Raw genomic sequence first — 17,321 nt, 5'->3', positions numbered from 1 at the left:
TCAGTTTGTAAATAAGTACAATTCAAACCACTTTAAACTTAAACTTAATGATTCCATTTCTTGATTTAAAAAAAATAAACGAACCATATGAAACTGCATTTCAGGAGAAAATGAAATCGGTTTTAGATAATGGGTGGTATATTTTAGGGAATGAAGTCAAGGAATTTGAATCTAGTTTTGCCAAGTATTGCGGTGCCAAATATTGCATCGGGACAGGAAATGGTTTAGACGCTCTGGTTTTGATTTTTAAGGGGTATATTCAACTTGGAAAATTGCAAAAAGGGGATGAAGTTATTGTTCCTGCAAATACTTATATTGCGAGTATTCTGGCTATTTTACAAGCAGATTTAATTCCTGTTTTGGTCGAGCCAAAATTAGAAACCTACAACATCAATCCCGATTTAATTTTAGAAAAAATCACTTCGAAAACCAAAGCAATTTTAGTCGTTCATCTTTATGGTCAATTGGCTGAAATGGAAGAGATAAATCAGATAGCTTTTGCAAATGATTTATTAGTTGTTGAAGATGCGGCTCAGGCTCACGGTGCAATTTCAGAAGTCGAAAGTCAAAAGTCAAAAGTCGAAAGTTTAGACACGTATAAACTAATTCCTAAAACTCAAGCTTACAGTTTTTATCCCGGAAAAAATCTTGGCGCTTTAGGAGATGCCGGTGCTGTTATCACAAATGATTCGGAGTTAGCCAAAGTCATTCAGTCACTTCGCAATTATGGTTCGGAAGCAAAATATTATAATGATTATATAGGAGTAAATTCAAGATTAGATGAACTGCAAGCGGCTTTCTTAAATGTGAAATTACCGTTTTTAAATGCTGATAATGAAAAGCGGAAAACAATTGCCAAACGCTATTTGTCCGAAATAAAGAATGAAAAAATAATACTTCCAATAGTGTCATTGCGAGGAACGAAGCAATCTAATCATGTTTTTCATTTGTTTGTGATTCGAACACAAAATAGAATCGATTTGCAAGACTATTTACATCAAAATGGTATTCAAACTGTAATACATTATCCAGTTCCGCCACACAATCAAAAGGCTTTGTCATTTTTGAACCATTTGTCTTTTCCGATTACCCAAAAAATTCATGATGAAGTATTAAGTTTGCCTATAAGTCCAGTTTTGACAATGGATGAAGTGGGTTTCATTGTTTCAATTTTAAACAAGTATTAAATAGTGTCTGATAGCAAAACTTCATATTATCAAATTGTTAAAACCACTTCGCTTTTTGGTGGTGTACAATTTTTCAATATTCTTATTTCTTTAATTCGGACCAAATTAATTGCTGTTTTCATTGGTCCAACAGGAATGGGAATTGTGACTTTATTGAATTCAGCTATAAGTGTTATAGGTGGTGTTACGAGTTTAGGGATTGAAACTAGTGGGATTAAACATGTTTCAAGCAATTATAAAAATGATGATTTAAGTAGTATAGCGACTATTGTAGCAATAGTAAAAAGGCTGGCATTATTAACGGGGATTTTAGGATGTCTTGTTACTGTTTTTCTTTCTAGTTGGCTGAGTCAGTTAACTTTTGGGAATTCAAATCATATATTTTCATTTATTTTTATTTCTATTACACTGTTGTTTAGACAATTAATGGTCGGGGAATTTGTGGTTTTACAAGGTTTAAGGAGAATGAGACTTTTGGCGAAAGCCAATTTTTACGGAAATTTGTTTGGATTGCTATTTTCAATTCCATTGTATTATTACTACAGAATTGACGCTATTGTCCCTACAATTATTATTGCCTCACTTTCGTCAATGTTGTTTTCTTTCTTTTATTCGAAAAAGATAAAATTGAATAAAATTTTCATTTCGAATAAACAATTGACCAGCGAAGGAAAAAGTATCATTAAACTGGGAATTCTTTTGACATTAAGTGGTTTGTTTACTTTACTTTCAACCTATTTAATCCAAATTTATGTTGGGAATCAAGGAGGTTTAGAACAAGTAGGATTTTATAATGCAGGTTTTACGTTGTTGAATTCTTATGTTGGAATAATTTTTACAGCAATGAGTACAGATTATTTTCCAAGACTAGCTTCAATAAGTGATGAAAACGAAAAAGTAAGAACAAGTGTGGTACAGCAATCTTTCATCTCAATATTGATTATAACGCCTATAATTATCCTGTTTTTAACGCTAATTCCACTCATTGTAAAAATTATTTATACGCCAAAATTCATTTCGATTATTTCAATGGTTTGTTTCGGGATATTAGCCATGTTATTCAGAGCAGTTTCTTGGTCGATGGGTTATATTTTGATTGCCAAAGGAGACTCAAAAATGTTTATCAAAACGGCTTTTGGTTTTAACCTTATTTCGTTATTTTTAAATGTTTTAGGATATCATTTTTATGGATTAGAAGGACTTGGGATTAGTTTTTTTGTCTATTATTTGATTCATTTTTTTGGAATAAAAATAATTACTAAAAAAAGATATGGTTTTTATTTTGACTCCGATTTTTATAATATTTATTGTATTTGTTTTTTGATGTGCATGGCTACTTTTTTATTTCGATATATTCCAAATCCGATTATAAAATATAGTTTAATGTCAGCAATGGTAGTGATTTCAATAGTTTTTGTATTGTTTCAAATGAATAAAAAAATGGAACTGAAAGGTTTGTTTAATGCTATAATTAAAAAGAACAATGATTGAAATTTTAAAAAATAATTATAGAAAAGTAAAATCAGGTTATAAAAAATTACAATTGTATTATGCTGTAAATTGGACTAAAACACTCTATTTTAATTTCAAAAAATTTCCTTTCAATACCGCCAAAAAACTACCTGTATTTTTTTATGGAGCGGTAAAATTTGCCTCAATAGCCGGTAAAATAGAAATTGAAGGAAAAATTAAAAAAGGGATGATTGGTTTTGGACAGCCTTATGAAATGAATACGCTCCATAAGGGGATAGCTGAAATTAATATTTTAGGAAAAATAGTATTCAAAGGACATGTTCAATTTGGTAAAGATTATTTTATCTATATCGGTGAGAATGGTTATTGTGAATTTGGCCACATGGCATCTTTGGGGTCTTATGCTAAATTGATTTGTATAGAACAAATTGTATTAGGTAATTATGCTCGTTTTGGTTCGGAATCCCAAATCATGGATACTAATTTTCATCAGATGATGGATACCCAAACGGGAGAAAAGTTTGAAATGACCGCTCCAATAGTTATTGGAAACTATAATTATGTAGGCAGCAGAGTTTCTATTATGCAAAAGACCAAAACTCCGGATTACTGTACCGTTGCCTCCAATAGCTTGTGTAATAGTGATTATACTACTTTGGGTTCGAATATTTTGATAGGCGGTATTCCTGCAAAATTTATAAAAGATTCTATTTCTAGAGATTGGGAAGGGGAAAGAGATTCATTAGATGCTTATTTAATCGTCTAGTTTATTAAGTCACGAAATTATTCTCAACTTAACTTCCAATAAAATATACTTTAATACTAATGCGAAATTAGATGTTTTATAAGCCAAAATCATCTCAAAATGAATTCGTTTTAAAAGGGCTTTATTTTCATCTTTTGTTTTATTGAGATCAATTGCTTTTTTTAAAATCAAATATGTGGAGTGATTTATTTTTTTTGCTCTTGAATCTTTCTTCTTGAAAAAATCGGTTCCTAAAGAATTTGGAACAATCCTTTTCTGCATTAGGATTTCGTCGATAAAATCAAAATCATAAATTCGAGAAGCACGAATCCAAAAATCCAAATCTTCGTAAACTAGCGTTTCATCATAGCCATTTAAATGATCAAAAACAGATTTCTTTATCATCGCCGAAACGGAACAAATGCTATCTCCGCCTGAAAGAACTGATTTATAAATATCACCGGTTATTCTCGGGGTAATTACTTTTTGTAAACGATCCACAGGGAAATAATAAGATTCAAATTTGCCTTTTTCAGTGATCAATTCAACATTTCCATATACAATTCCGAGGTTTTTGTAAGTTGTGTTTTTGAATGTATTTATTTGCGAAGTAATACAATTGGGTAGTAAAACATCATCTGCAGCCAAGTCAATAATATATTCTCCTTTGGCTTTTTTGAGTGCTTTATTGAACGATTTTGTACTTCCTAAATTAGTTTTATTTACAATAAATTGAATTTTAGGGAAATTAATACCCCATTTTTCAATCACTGATTTAGAATTGTCAGTACTGCAATCGTCAACAATAATTAGCTCTACAGAAAGATAATCTTGATTAATTACTGAAAACAAACTCTCTAAGACATACTTTTCCTGATTGTAACACAAGCAAATAATGGTAACCAATGGATTGTGTTGCATATTTTTTTAAAAGAGTTATATTTGATACGAAAATAACAAATCGATAATGATTTTACCTAACAAAAAAATTAAAATTGCTTTAATTGGTTATCGATTAAGTCATGGTGGAGCCGAAAAAGTGATGGCTATCCTGTCTCAGTTTTTTGAAAAAAAAGGAATAGAAATTCACAATATTATTGTTCTTGATGAGGTTTCCTATTCCTATTCAGGGAAATTAGTCAATTTGGGAAAAATGAAAAATGGTGCCAATGGACTTTTTAATAAATGGAATCGCTTGGTATTTCTTAAGAAATATCTTGACGAGAATAATTTTGATTTTATTATAGATTTTCGGTTTAGAATAAAACCCATTCAGGAATTAATAATAGCAAAATGGCTCTATAAAACGAAATCTATTTTCATGGTTCATAGTTATTTAATCGATCACTATATGCCTAATAGGTCTTTTCTTACCCGTTTTATGTATGGAGATTGTTATAAATTAGTAAGTATTACAAATGAATCCAAAGCATTAATAGAAAGAAAACACCATCTTAAAAACGTTGTCAGAATTTATAATCCAATCGATATTGATACTATTGCAGAAAAGAGTAAGGAGTTAAATGAGATTCCTTATGATTATATTATTGGCGTAGGCCAAATGGAAACAAACATCAAACAATTCGACAAATTAATAGAGGCGTATTCGGAATCTATTTTGCCAAAAAGGAATATCCATTTAGTCTTATTAGGAGAAGGAGAACGAAAAATAATACTTCAAAAGTTAGCCAAAGAGAACAATATTGAAGACAAAGTACATTTTTTAGGATATCAAAATAATCCGTTTAAGTATTTAAAAAAAGCTGAATTTTTTGTTCTGAGTAGTTTAAATGAAGGTTTACCCAACGTTATTTTAGAATCACTGGCTTGCGGAACTCCAGTCGTTGCCTTTGATTGTTTGTCAGGACCAAGTGAAATGATTCAGCATAAGGAAAATGGATTGCTTGTCGAAAATCAAAATATTGAAAAACTTACGGAGGCCATGAATTTATTTGTAGAAGACGAGAATTTATATCGATATTGCAAACAAAATGCACCACAAAGCGTACAGTCTTTTTCAGTTTTAGCTATTGGGCAGCAATGGTTGAACTTGATGAAAATTAGTTTATAACACAATTATGACAACATTAAAAGAGATACAATTACTTAAATTACCCGTTGTAGAAGACCAGCGTGGGAATTTGGCATTTATTCAAGAGGATGTTTTGCCATTTGAATTCAAACGTGTATATTATCTTTTTGATGTGCCCAGTAATGCATACAGAGGTGGGCATTCACACATTGCTCAGCAAGAAACGCTGATTGCTTTGAGCGGTAGTTTTGAGGTTGTTCTTCAGGATGGATTAGACAAAAAATCATTTATATTGAACAAACCAAATATTGGATTATTGATACCAACAGGCATTTGGAGAGAATTGCAAAATTTTTCTTCTGGAGCGGTTTGTTTGGTTTTGGCATCTGATGTGTTCGATGAAGAAGATTATATTCGGGATTTTGATGAATTTTTGGAGTCTAAAAAATGAAGCTTCTTTATATAGTTCCCAACATAAATAACGAAGGCGGTGTAGCCAGAGTCCTTTCTATAAAAGCTAATTATCTATTTGAGAAACTGGGATATGAAGTTCATATTCTGACTCAAAACGAGGGTTTTTCTCCTTTATTTTATTCTTTCAATTCCAATATTATTTTTCACGATATACTATTGAAAGGTAATTTTTTTCAGTTTTTAAATTCTTTTTCTAAAGGGTTAAAAAGTAAAATTAAAGCAATTCAACCTGACATTATTGTTGTTTGTGATAATGGACTAAAAGCGTATTTAATTCCTTTTATTTTAAAAAATAAAGTCCCTCTTGTGCTAGAAATGCATAGTTCTAAGTTTATTGAGGAGAGAGAATTAGATAAAAATATTTTGACGAAAGTTGCATATAATTGTATTCCATCCTTAAAAAAAATAGGAATAAAGAAATACAATCGGTTTGTTGTGGAAACGAGCGAAAGCATTGTAGAATGGAATGTAAATAACACTATTGTTATTCCAAATCCTTTATGGTTTACTTCCGGAAAATCGAGTGCTTTAGAAAATAAAAAAGCAATCGCTGTTGGCAGGCACACGTATGAAAAAGGATTTGATAGAATGTTACAAATCTGGAAAAAAGTTATTGCGAAACACCCAGATTGGATATTGGAAATTTATGGGAAATCAAATGAAAGTATCGATTTAAAATTGTTGGCTGAAAACCTAAATGTTTTAGACAATGTTGTTTTTTATGAACCGGTTCAAGATATTGATAAAAAATATTTAGAAGCTTCGTTTTATCTTATGACGTCTCGATTTGAAGGTTTTGGGATGGTTTTGATTGAGGCAATGGCTTCTGGATTGCCTTGTATTGCTTATGATTGTCCGTGCGGACCAAGAGGTATTTTGTCTCAAAAAGAAGACGGTTTTTTGATTGAAAACGGCAATGAATCAGATTATGTAAAAGCAGTCGAGACTTTAATCGAAAATATAAAATTAAGAAGAGAGATGGGAAAACAGGCAAAACTATCTAGCGAAAAATACCATATCGATGCTATTATGGAAACTTGGAATCAATTATTTATTGGAATGAAAAAGAATTAATTTTTAGGACTTAAAGAACATAAATAGCCCACTCGAAACCAATTAAAAAGAAATAAATTAGGATTCTTCCCAGTCAAATTTTGCGATAGATATTTTTCGAAAACGGAGTGTATTTTTGAAATGATAAAAGTAGATTTTGTTCTTTTTAAAAAATGATACAATTGAATCAGTCTTACAAATTCAATATCAATTTTTTCTTCTTCGTATAGCGAAATCAAATTTTCTAAAGACTCTTTGGTTTTGTTGAAATAAACCAAATTAGTATCAATGTCACCATGTTCAACAGGGTTTTCAATGTGATTTACGTTAGATTTTAAAAGACTTAACTCATACGAAAGTTGGGTGTCATCATGACCGTATTTCTTTCTGTTGGTGTCAAATTTTACTTTGTTGAAACAGTCTTTTTTAATTACGGTATTATTAAAAAATAATGATTGATATGGTTTTTTCTTTCGGTTTTCGGAGGATTTGTCCTCAATAAATCTTCCGTATTTCCAACGTAGTTTTTGATTCTCGGACGGACATTTTTCAGGATGCAACCTTCCGCCATAAACAATATCAAAATCAAGGATATTGTCAATGTATTTTTTTATGTAATGGTCTTGAATAATAATAGAGTCACCATCGATGAAAAGCAAATAATCAAATTTTGCTTGTTCGGCAAGGGAATTTCTGTTTTCACGATGCGCCAGATTTTCTTTTAAGGAGACAAAACGGCAATTTGATAATGAATTTACATTTTCATTGAGTACATTCAAACTTGATTCAGAGGCGTCGTCTTGACATAGAATTTCAAAATGGATTCGGCAATCCGTACATTGTTTGTGCAACTCTAAAACAAGCGGATAAACATTGTAATTGTATATTGGAACAAGAATGGAAAGCATTATGCCGTTCTCTGAACCACTTCAAAGATTTTTGCATCTTCGCATTTCAATGTTTTAGATGGGAATTTCATCAATAATGCATAATCGTGTGTGGCCATAATGATAGTTTTTCCGTTAGCATTGATGCTTTTTAATACTTCTAAAACTTCTGCACTGGTTTGTGGGTCAAGGTTTCCTGTAGGTTCATCAGCAAGGATTAATTCAGGATCGTTTAGCAAAGCTCTGGCAATGGCAACACGTTGTTGTTCTCCTCCAGAAAGTTGATGCGGCATTTTATTGCCAAATTCTATCATCCCTACTTTATTTAAAACTTCGTCAATCTTGTTTTGCATTTCTACGTTGTCAATCCAGCCGGTAGCTTTTAGAACAAATAACATATTGTCTTTTACAGTTCTATCCGGTAATAATTTGAAATCTTGAAAAACGATTCCAATCTTTCTTCTCAAAAACGGAATGTCATCTTCTTTTAAAGTGGCTAAATCAAAATCTACTATATGACCTTCACCTTCTGTTAAAGGTAAATCAGCATATAAAGTTTTCATTAAACTACTTTTTCCGGAACCTGTTTTTCCAATAATATAAAGGAATTCACCGTGTTTTACCTCCAAGTCTACTTGGGATAAAATAGACTTACCTTCTTGATAAATGTTTACATTTTTTAGAGACAGTACCGATTGTGACATAATTTGCATTTGTTTATTGGGTAAAAGTAATAAGATAACGGTTCTATTCAAAATAAATTCTATTCAATTAGATAGAATTGTGATAATTATAAATAATATGTGAAAGTAGGTGAGTTCACAGGGATGAATAGTGCAGCATTGAAAGTTAAATTCTGCAGTGTTAAAAAAAATGTTCATAATAAAAGCCAATAACGATTCGTTATAGACTTCAGAATATGATACATTTGAATTATTAAAATAAAATCACAATGCGTAAAATTTCTTGGCTCTTCTTTATTCCAATTTTCATTATAACGGCGACTGTTTCGGCACAAAAATCATCCATATACACGCACGATTCCAAAGATTTCAATAAAGCGGTTTCTTTATTTAAAGACGCGCAATATGCATCGGCGCAATTAATTTTTAATAAAGTAAGAGAAACGGCAGCTACTGAAGAGCTAAAATCTGATTGTGCATATTATGCGGCTAATTGCGCCATTCGAACCAATCAATCGAATGCGGATGAATTGATGGAGCAGTTTGTTTCAGATTATCCAACGAGCGTAAAACAAAACCAGGCGTACATTGAAGTAGCACATTATCATTTTAACCAAGGGAATTATCCGCAAGCGTTACAATGGTTTGATAAAGTGGACGAAAGCAGTTTAAGCAGAAACGACCAAGATAAATTCAATTTTCAGAAAGGGTATAGTTTTTTTAATGCCAAAAAGAAAAAAGAAGCTACAGTGTATTTGAATAAAGTCGTAAACTCTGCCGAATATGGTTCTCAAGCCAAATATTACTTGGGATTTATGGCGTATGAAGGCGATGATTACAAGCAAGCTACAAAGTATTTTGATGAAGTTTCGGGCGAAGAAAAGTACAAAGAAAAGCTTTCGTATTATCAAGCTGATATGAATTTTAAACTCGGGAATTTCCAAAAAGCAATTGATTTAGGACAGAAAGCAATGGCCAAATCAACTCCTTTGGAAAAATCTGAACTGAGTAAAATCATTGGCGAAAGCTACTTCAATTTGAAGCAATATGATAAAGCAATTCCATTTTTAGTAGATTATAAAGGAAAAAAAGGAAAATGGAATAATACGGATTTTTACCAATTGGGATATGCGTATTACAAACAAAAAGACTACGAAAACGCGATTTCTCAGTTCAATAAAATCATTGGAGGGAAAGATTTTGTAGCACAAAATGCCTATTATCATTTGGGAGAAAGTTACCTGAATACCGATAAAAAACAGCAGGCTTTGAATGCTTTCAAAAATGCTTCAGAAATGGATTTTGATTTGGCAATTCAAGAAGATGCGAGCCTGAATTATGCAAAATTAAGTTATGAATTAGGAAATTCGTATCAAAGTGTACCAGCGGTTTTGCAAGCTTTTTTAAAAAAATACCCAGATAATGCAAGCCGTTCTGAAGTTGAAAAATTATTGATAGATTCTTATATTTCTTCTAAAAACTACAAAGAAGCCTTAGTTTTATTAGAAAAAAATAAATCGCCAGAAAACAAATTAGCGTACCAAAAAGTACTTTTTTACAGAGGTTTAGAATTATACACCGATGGAAATTATCCGGAAGCCTTGAAGATGTTCACAAAATCTGTGAGCGAGCAAAAAGATGTCGTTTTTACGGCTCGCGCTACGTTCTGGCAAGGAGAAACGGAATATGTTTTGAATGATTTCAAAGACGCGTTATTAAGTTTCAAGCAATTCATGGGTGCAAACCAAGCAGCGACAACACCGGAATTTAAAAACAGTAATTACAATATTGCGTACACGTATTTTAAATTGAAAGAATACGATCAAGCGGGTAATTATTTCCAAAATCAAATAGAAAAAGCACCTTCGGATAAAGTACGTTTGAATGATTCGTATTTGCGTTTGGCGGATTGCCGTTTTGTAACTTCAAAATACGGTCCGGCTATGGATGCGTACAGTAAAGTGATAGAATCTAAAAGTGTAGATGCAGATTATGCGTATTTTCAAAAAGCGATTTGCTATGGATTTATAGCAAAAAATGACAAGAAAATAGATGAGCTAAATGCTTTTTTACAATTATATCCAAAATCAGAATACAGAGACGATGCACTTTTTGAATTGGCCAATACGTACGTTGCCGAAAATCAAAATGATCTTGCCGTTAAAACGTATGACCGTTTAAATACGGAATTTAAAAAAGGTTCTTTCACTTCCAGATCTATTTTGCGTCAGGGATTAGTGTATTATAATACGGATAAAGACGAGCAGGCATTGTTGAAATTTAAGAAAGTGGCAGCTGATTTTCCTCGAACTCCGGAGGCTTTAGAAGCGGTAGCAACCGCTCGATTGATTTATGTGGACAATGGAAGAGTAGACGAATATGCAACTTGGGTTCGTACATTAGATTTTGTAGCTGTTACGGATGCGGAATTGGATAATGATACCTATGAAGCTGCTGAAAAACAATTTCAACAAAATAACATCAAGCAGGCAATAGCAGGATTTAGCGGCTATGTAAGTCAGTTTCCTAGAGGAATTCATGCTTTGCAGGCTAATTATTATCTGGCTCAATTGTATTATTCTGAAGGATCAGAGAGCAAATCTATTCCTAATTACGAGTATGTAATTGCGCAATCCAGAAGTGAATTTACGGAACAATCGTTGTCGCGATTGGCTCAAATTTTCCTTAAAAACAAAGAGTACGAGAAAGCAATTCCGGTTTTATCTCGTTTAGAGAACGAAGCGGATATTTCTCAGAATAAAACTTTTGCACAATCTAATTTGATGAAATCGTACTATGACAAAAAAGATTATCCAAATTCGGTTATATATGCTGAGAAGGTTTTAATGAATCCTAAAACGGATGATAATGTAAAAAGTGATGCGCAAATCATCATTGCACGTGCGGCAATTGAAACCGGTGATGAAGAGAAAGCAAAAGTTGCTTACGCAAAATTAATGACGATTGCCAAAGGAGAATTAGCAGCCGAAGCCTTGTATTATGACGCTTATTTTAAAAATAAAGACGAAAAATTTGAAGCTTCTAATACTGCTGTTCAAAAATTAGCAAAGAATTATTCCAGCTATAAATATTTTGGAGCCAAAGGATTAGTGGTAATGGCGAAAAACTTTTACGGACTAAAAGACAGTTATCAGGCAACGTATATTTTAGAAAATGTAATTCAAAATTTTACTGATTTTCCAGATGTGGTTTCAGATGCACAAACAGAATTGAACGCTATTAAAGCCGAAGAATCTAAAACTAACTCATCGATAACAAAATAAAAATCAAGGTTTGAAAGTTGGAAAACAGCGTAAATCAAGCGTAAAATTTTTAAAATAATTGAAAGCCAAAAAACAAAGAGAATGAATCTACCTTTTTATATAGTTGATGTTTTTACAGAGAAAAAATATGCAGGCAATCAATTGGCTGTTTTTTTAGAGGCTGAAACCTTAAGTGCCGAAGAGATGCAAAAAATTGCCCGTGAAATTAACTTTGCGGAAAGTACATTCATTACGAAGCTTAGCCCTGAAAGTAATACAGCAGAAATCAGAATTTTTACACCTGAGCACGAAATGAAGTTCGCGGGTCATCCTATTATTGGTACATCTTGGGTTTTGATGAATAAAATATTTGTAAATCAACCGCGAAATATAACTTTAAACGTCCCAATAGGTGAAATTCCCGTTAATCAATCAGGCGATTTAGTTTGGTTACAGGCTGCTCAACCCCAGTTTTTGGATACTTTTTCTGCGGAGGGTTTTTTATCCTTCAGTAATCTAAGCAGTGCTGATTTTGATGATGAATTTTCCATTCAGGAAGTGACCACAGGAAGCGCGTTTGTAATTGTTCCCCTCAAAAACAAAAAAGCATTGGAGAATTTAATTCTTGACAAGGATAAAATGAACGAATGGTTGCAGGTAAACTGTAAAACCAATCATAGAGCATTATATTTTTATTGTTTAGAAGATGCAAAACTCATTAGCAGAATGCTATGTGTTGAAAACAATCAACTTATTGAAGATGCCGCTACGGGAAGTGCCAGCACTTGTTTACAGGCTTTTCTTTTAAAATATTATTCACCAGAAATTAAAATTGTCAATCATCAAGGAGATTTTATAAACAGAGCTTCCCAGATTTACTTTGATGGAAAATTAACTGAAAATCATTTTGATATAAAAATAGGAGGAGAAACGCAATTCATTGCAAAAGGCGAATGGGAAGTTTAAAATAAGATTAGACGCATTAGAAATAAGAAGTAAAAAAATAAAACATGACATTTAAACAATTAAACATAAAATCATTTACAAATAGGGCAACAACGTTTTCGGCTCCTTTCCTTTCCTTTCGGGAAGGGTTGGGGATTTTATTTCTTTTATTTTTCCAATTTTCGTTTGCACAAAAGAAAGAGCAAATAGGAACCGAAACGGTAAATGTTGTTAAACCTTATACGCCAAAAATTTCCGATGCTTTTAAAGTAAAAGAAATTCCAGAACTGGATGACGAAGGAAATGCTAAAAAAGAAACCATAAAATACACGATTTTCTCTTTTCCTGTAGCATCTACTTTTACACCGTCAAAAGGAAAAGCTGAAGGTGTAGAAAAAGAAAAAAAAGCACATTTATTTAAAAATTACGCCACTTTTGGTGTTGGTAATTATGGAACCTTTATTGGGGAGTTATTCGTAAATCAGGATATTAATAACACAGATTATGTTGGTGGAATGTTCCGTCATCATTCGTCTGAAGGCGGAATTCAAAATGTAGCATTAGAAGATGGTTTTTACGATACATCGCTGGACTTGATGTATGGTTCCAATCAAAAAGACGTGTCTTGGAATCTTGATTTAGGGTATCAAAACCAAATTTATAATTGGTATGGATTGCCAGAAAATTTTGGAAGCACTTTGACACCTCAAGACAGAGTGACTTTAATTAACGGAATTAATCCACAGCAAATTTACGGTACAATATCGTTAGGTGGAAATGTAGCATTTAATGAAAGTATTTTGAACAAAGCAAGTCTGAAATACAATCATTTTTCGGATGCTTCGGGATCTTCTGAAAATCGTTTTTATGCAAAACCAACAGTAGAATTTGATGTAATGGAAAGTGCTGTAAAAACAAATATAATTGTCGATTATGTTGGTGGTAGTTTTAAGAAAAATTATTCTAATACGAATACTGAGCGTGTGAAATATGGTTTTACAAATTTTGGAATTGCTCCTAGTTTTGTAATGCAGGAAGATGATTGGACGTTAAATATCGGAGCTGGATTGTTTTATAGCTTGGATAATGTAAACAGCAATAATAAATTTTTAGTGTATCCGCAATTCAATGCTTCTTATAAAGTGGTTGGTGATTTGATGATTTTCTATGCGGGTGCCGAAGGGAATTTAGAACAAAACTCCTATATAGATTTTGTGAATGAAAATCCGTTTTTATCACCAACATTGAATATTGCACCAACAGATAAGCAGTATGATATTTTTGCCGGATTAAAAGGGAAATTAACCAATACAGTAAGTTATAATATAAAAGCTTCGTATGCAAACGAAAGAAATAAAGCTTTATTTAGAAGCAATGATTATGCTGAAAATGCGGGTAACGAGGATTATGCTTTTGGAAATTCCTTTCAAGTGGTGTATGACGATATGAAAACATTGCGTTTTTACGGAGAATTAAAAGCTGATTTTTCTTCAGCTGTATCTTTTGGAATCAATGGAACTTTCAGTAGTTACACCAATGATTTTCAACAAGAGGCTTGGAATATGCCAACAATTAAAATAAATTCAAATCTTGATTTTAATATAACAGAGAAATGGTTCGCTGGTGCAAATGTGTTCTACGTAGGCGAGCGAAAAGATTTTCAGATAAATACTGACTTTGCGGCTAATGCTGCTCCTGTAACTTTAAAATCTTATTTTGATGTAAATGCAAATGTTGGATTCAAATACAGCGATCGTTTGACTGCTTTTGCAAGAGTCAATAATATCACTAATAATGCCTATCAAAAATGGTTGAATTACCCAGTTCAGGGATTTCAAGTGATTCTGGGAGTGAACTATAAATTTGATTTTTAAATCCCCAGCCCTCCCGACGCTTCGGGACTCCCCAAAGGAGAGGGAGCTGAAACGGAAAATAATCTTCGCTTTTTTTTATTAAAAAACTTTGTGACTTAGCGCCTTCTTTATGTTTTGTTTTTAAATTTTGAACATATATTATATAAGTCTAATGGTCTAGCCATCTAAAAATCTAAGTAGTCTAAAAATGACTTTCAAACAAAAAATACATACCCATTATTTACAATTAGTTCAGGATCGAATCGATGTTTTCAAAGACATGATTGTGGCGCTTACCGAAGATTCTAAGAACGACGCCAAAGGTTCTGCCGGAGACAAACATGAAACCGCTTTATCAATGATGCACATTGAGCAGGAAAAACTCAATCGTAAATTGAGAGAAGTATTGGATCAAAAAACGGTTTTGGATAAAATTGACGCTGCTACAATTGCTGAGACTATTATTGTAGGAAGTTTGGTAAAAGCGAACGGAATCTATTTGTATCTGAGTGTTGCGCTTCCTAAGATTAATGTCGAGGGAATTAATATTATCGCATTATCACCACAATCGCCTTTGGGAAATAAACTCATGGGAAATCAAGAAGGTTTTGCTTTTGAGATTAATGGTACGAAGTATTTGGTAGAGACTATTGAATAAAATCCGTTATAATGCGTCCCGAAACTTCGGAAGTTGCATCCGTCTCATTTGCATCCCTTTTACAATTCTTAACTTCAATTCTGTTTTTATTCTTTTTTAATTACATTTTAAATACAAATAATCATTTTTAGTTATAATTTATAACTAAAAATAGCATTTGTGTTTTTCGATTAGAACTATAACTCCATCTTTGCCTTATCAAAATAAACAAAATATTAAAAATATATAGTTATGTGTGGAATAGTATGTGCCTTTGATTTGAAACAAAAAGCGGAAGTTTTAAGACCGCAAGTATTAGAAATGTCTAAAATTATCCGTCATCGTGGACCGGACTGGAGTGGAATTTTTAGTAATGAAAAAGCTATTTTGTCACATGAACGTTTGGCAATTGTTGATCCTGCGTCAGGGAAACAACCTTTATTTAGTGAAGACAAACAACTTGTTTTAGCTGCAAATGGAGAAATCTATAACCACAGAGAATTGCGTAAACAATTTGAAGGGAAATACAACTTTCAAACTGAAAGTGACTGTGAAGTTATTTTAGCACTTTACAAAGAAAAAGGACCTCATTTTATAGATGAAATGAACGGAATTTTTGGATTTGCCATTTATGATGTAGAAAAAGATGAGTATTTTGTTGCTCGTGATCACATGGGAATTATTCCATTATACATTGGTTGGGATGAGCACGGAACTTTCTATGTGGCTTCAGAATTGAAAGCGCTAGAAGGATATTGCACAAAGATCCAATTGTTTCCTCCAGGACATTATATGACGAGCAAAGACGGCGAATTTGTACAATGGTATAAAAGAGAATGGACTAATTACGATGCCGTAAAAGATAACGTAACCAGCATTGACGAAATTAAAGTGGCTTTAGAAGCTGCGGTTCACAGACAATTAATGAGTGATGTGCCTTATGGAGTATTACTTTCCGGCGGGTTAGATTCTTCTATTACTTCGGCTGTAGCCAAAAAATATGCGCAAAAACGTATTGAATCTGGAGATGTTGCTGATGCTTGGTATCCGCAATTACATTCTTTCTCAGTAGGATTAGAAGGTTCTCCAGATTTAGCGGCAGCTCAAATCGTGGCGGATCATATTGGAACGATTCACCACGAAATTAAATTCACTATCCAAGAAGGTTTGGATGCGGTTAAAGATGTAATTTACAACTTGGAAACGTATGATGTGACTACGATTAGAGCATCAACACCAATGTGGTTAATGGCGAGAGTTATCAAATCAATGGGTATCAAAATGGTATTGTCAGGTGAAGGAGCTGATGAACTTTTTGGAGGGTATTTATACTTTCACAAAGCGCCAAACGCAAGAGAATTCCACGAAGAAAACGTACGTAAATTAGGTAAATTGCACATGTATGACTGTTTGCGTGCGAACAAAAGTTTAGCAGCATGGGGAATTGAAGGGCGTGTTCCATTTTTAGATAAAGAATTTATGGATGTGGCAATGAGAGTTAATCCACAGGATAAAATGATCAATGCAGAACATCCAATGGAAAAATGGATAGTTCGTAAAGCTTTTGAAGAAATGCTTCCGCCAAGTGTAGCTTGGAGACAGAAAGAACAATTCAGTGATGGTGTAGGATACGGTTGGATTGATACTTTGAAAGAAGTTGTAGCGGTTGAAATTTCGGATGAACAATTAGCAAATGCTAAATACAAGTTCCCTTTACAAACGCCAACTTCAAAAGAGGAATATTATTATCGTTCTATTTTTCATGAGCATTTTCCAAGTGATGCCGCTGCTTTGTGTGTTCCGCAAGAAGCAAGCGTTGCCTGTAGTACAAAAATTGCATTGGAATGGGATGAGGCATTCAAGAACATGAATGACCCATCCGGAAGAGCAGTAGCTAGCGTGCATGATGATGCGTATGCAAAAGCATAAACACAATTAATTAAGATTTTACAAATAGACAGACGCTCTCCTTTTCGAGAGCGTTTTTTTTATGGAAATAATCGGAATGGTCAAGTTAAGAATTCAAAAATTTCTTTTAATTCCGTTTGTTTAAAATAATTCGGTACAGTTTTTTTATATTAGCACAACT

General features: G+C 32.8%; 14 protein-coding genes. 11 read left to right on the top strand and 3 right to left on the bottom strand.

What is annotated here, in order from left to right:
* Positions 1-47 precede the first annotated feature (47 nt).
* The 3 genes from ACNQF6_RS03000 to ACNQF6_RS02990 are packed head-to-tail and all read left to right on the top strand — an operon-like array spanning position 48 to position 3,426.
* Positions 48-1,187, top strand: coding sequence for a DegT/DnrJ/EryC1/StrS family aminotransferase (locus tag ACNQF6_RS03000; RefSeq protein WP_417963118.1), 1,140 nt, complete (start codon positions 48-50; stop codon positions 1,185-1,187).
* Between the two features lie 3 nt (positions 1,188-1,190).
* A complete protein-coding gene (locus tag ACNQF6_RS02995; RefSeq protein ID WP_417963116.1) occupies positions 1,191-2,678 on the top strand; it encodes an oligosaccharide flippase family protein in 1,488 nt (495 codons plus the stop codon).
* Complete coding sequence (locus ACNQF6_RS02990; RefSeq protein ID WP_417963114.1) at positions 2,671-3,426, top strand: acyltransferase; 756 nt, start codon at positions 2,671-2,673, stop codon at positions 3,424-3,426. Before ACNQF6_RS02995 ends, ACNQF6_RS02990 begins: the two co-directional genes overlap by 8 nt.
* 9 nt (positions 3,427-3,435) lie before the next feature.
* Here ACNQF6_RS02990 and ACNQF6_RS02985 read toward each other — a convergent pair whose 3' ends face one another.
* Positions 3,436-4,326, bottom strand: coding sequence for a glycosyltransferase family 2 protein (locus tag ACNQF6_RS02985; RefSeq protein WP_417963112.1), 891 nt, complete (start codon positions 4,324-4,326; stop codon positions 3,436-3,438).
* 46 nt (positions 4,327-4,372) lie between these two features.
* On the opposite strand from ACNQF6_RS02985, the gene ACNQF6_RS02980 reads away from it, so the two are divergent.
* The 3 genes from ACNQF6_RS02980 to ACNQF6_RS02970 are packed head-to-tail and all read left to right on the top strand — an operon-like array spanning position 4,373 to position 6,985.
* Entirely contained in the window at positions 4,373-5,476 is a 1,104-nt protein-coding gene (locus ACNQF6_RS02980; RefSeq protein WP_417963110.1) for a glycosyltransferase, read from the top strand.
* Between the two features lie 7 nt (positions 5,477-5,483).
* Positions 5,484-5,888, top strand: coding sequence for a sugar 3,4-ketoisomerase (locus ACNQF6_RS02975; protein ID WP_417963108.1), 405 nt, complete (start codon positions 5,484-5,486; stop codon positions 5,886-5,888).
* On the top strand, positions 5,885-6,985 hold the full coding sequence (locus tag ACNQF6_RS02970; protein WP_417963106.1) for a glycosyltransferase family 4 protein: 1,101 nt from the start codon (positions 5,885-5,887) through the stop codon (positions 6,983-6,985). The genes ACNQF6_RS02975 and ACNQF6_RS02970 overlap by 4 nt, the downstream gene beginning before the upstream one ends.
* Here the strand turns inward: ACNQF6_RS02970 and ACNQF6_RS02965 are convergent.
* Together ACNQF6_RS02965 and ACNQF6_RS02960 are read right to left on the bottom strand one after the other, a co-directional pair.
* Positions 6,982-7,872, bottom strand: a complete 891-nt coding sequence (locus tag ACNQF6_RS02965) for a glycosyltransferase family 2 protein (protein WP_417963104.1) — start codon at positions 7,870-7,872, stop codon at positions 6,982-6,984. The genes ACNQF6_RS02970 and ACNQF6_RS02965 overlap by 4 nt on opposite strands.
* Positions 7,872-8,555, bottom strand: coding sequence for a cell division ATP-binding protein FtsE (locus ACNQF6_RS02960; protein ID WP_417963102.1), 684 nt, complete (start codon positions 8,553-8,555; stop codon positions 7,872-7,874). The genes ACNQF6_RS02965 and ACNQF6_RS02960 overlap by 1 nt, the downstream gene beginning before the upstream one ends.
* Positions 8,556-8,803: 248 nt before the next feature.
* Here ACNQF6_RS02960 and ACNQF6_RS02955 point away from each other — a divergent pair, with 248 nt between their 5' ends.
* From ACNQF6_RS02955 to asnB, 5 genes are all read left to right on the top strand, one after another.
* Positions 8,804-11,818, top strand: a complete 3,015-nt coding sequence (locus ACNQF6_RS02955; protein WP_417963100.1) for a tetratricopeptide repeat protein — start codon at positions 8,804-8,806, stop codon at positions 11,816-11,818.
* 81 nt (positions 11,819-11,899) lie between these two features.
* The gene (locus ACNQF6_RS02950; protein WP_417963098.1) at positions 11,900-12,763 is read left to right on the top strand and encodes a PhzF family phenazine biosynthesis protein; all 864 of its coding nucleotides are present in this window, start codon (positions 11,900-11,902) and stop codon (positions 12,761-12,763) included.
* A gap of 44 nt (positions 12,764-12,807) precedes the next feature.
* Positions 12,808-14,616 carry a TonB-dependent receptor gene (locus ACNQF6_RS02945; RefSeq protein WP_417963096.1) on the top strand — a complete coding sequence of 603 codons (1,809 nt, stop codon included), beginning with the start codon at positions 12,808-12,810 and terminating at the stop codon, positions 14,614-14,616.
* 187 nt (positions 14,617-14,803) lie between these two features.
* Entirely contained in the window at positions 14,804-15,253 is a 450-nt protein-coding gene (locus tag ACNQF6_RS02940; RefSeq protein ID WP_417963094.1) for a hypothetical protein, read from the top strand.
* A 231-nt stretch (positions 15,254-15,484) separates the two neighbouring features.
* On the top strand, positions 15,485-17,161 hold the full coding sequence (gene asnB / locus ACNQF6_RS02935) for an asparagine synthase B (protein ID WP_417963092.1): 1,677 nt from the start codon (positions 15,485-15,487) through the stop codon (positions 17,159-17,161).
* Positions 17,162-17,321: the final 160 nt, after the last annotated feature.

Origin of the sequence: Flavobacterium pasteuri (assembly GCF_048286615.1) — a bacterium.
GTDB lineage: Bacteria > Bacteroidota > Bacteroidia > Flavobacteriales > Flavobacteriaceae > Flavobacterium.
This window is presented reverse-complemented; position numbering and strand designations above follow the sequence as displayed.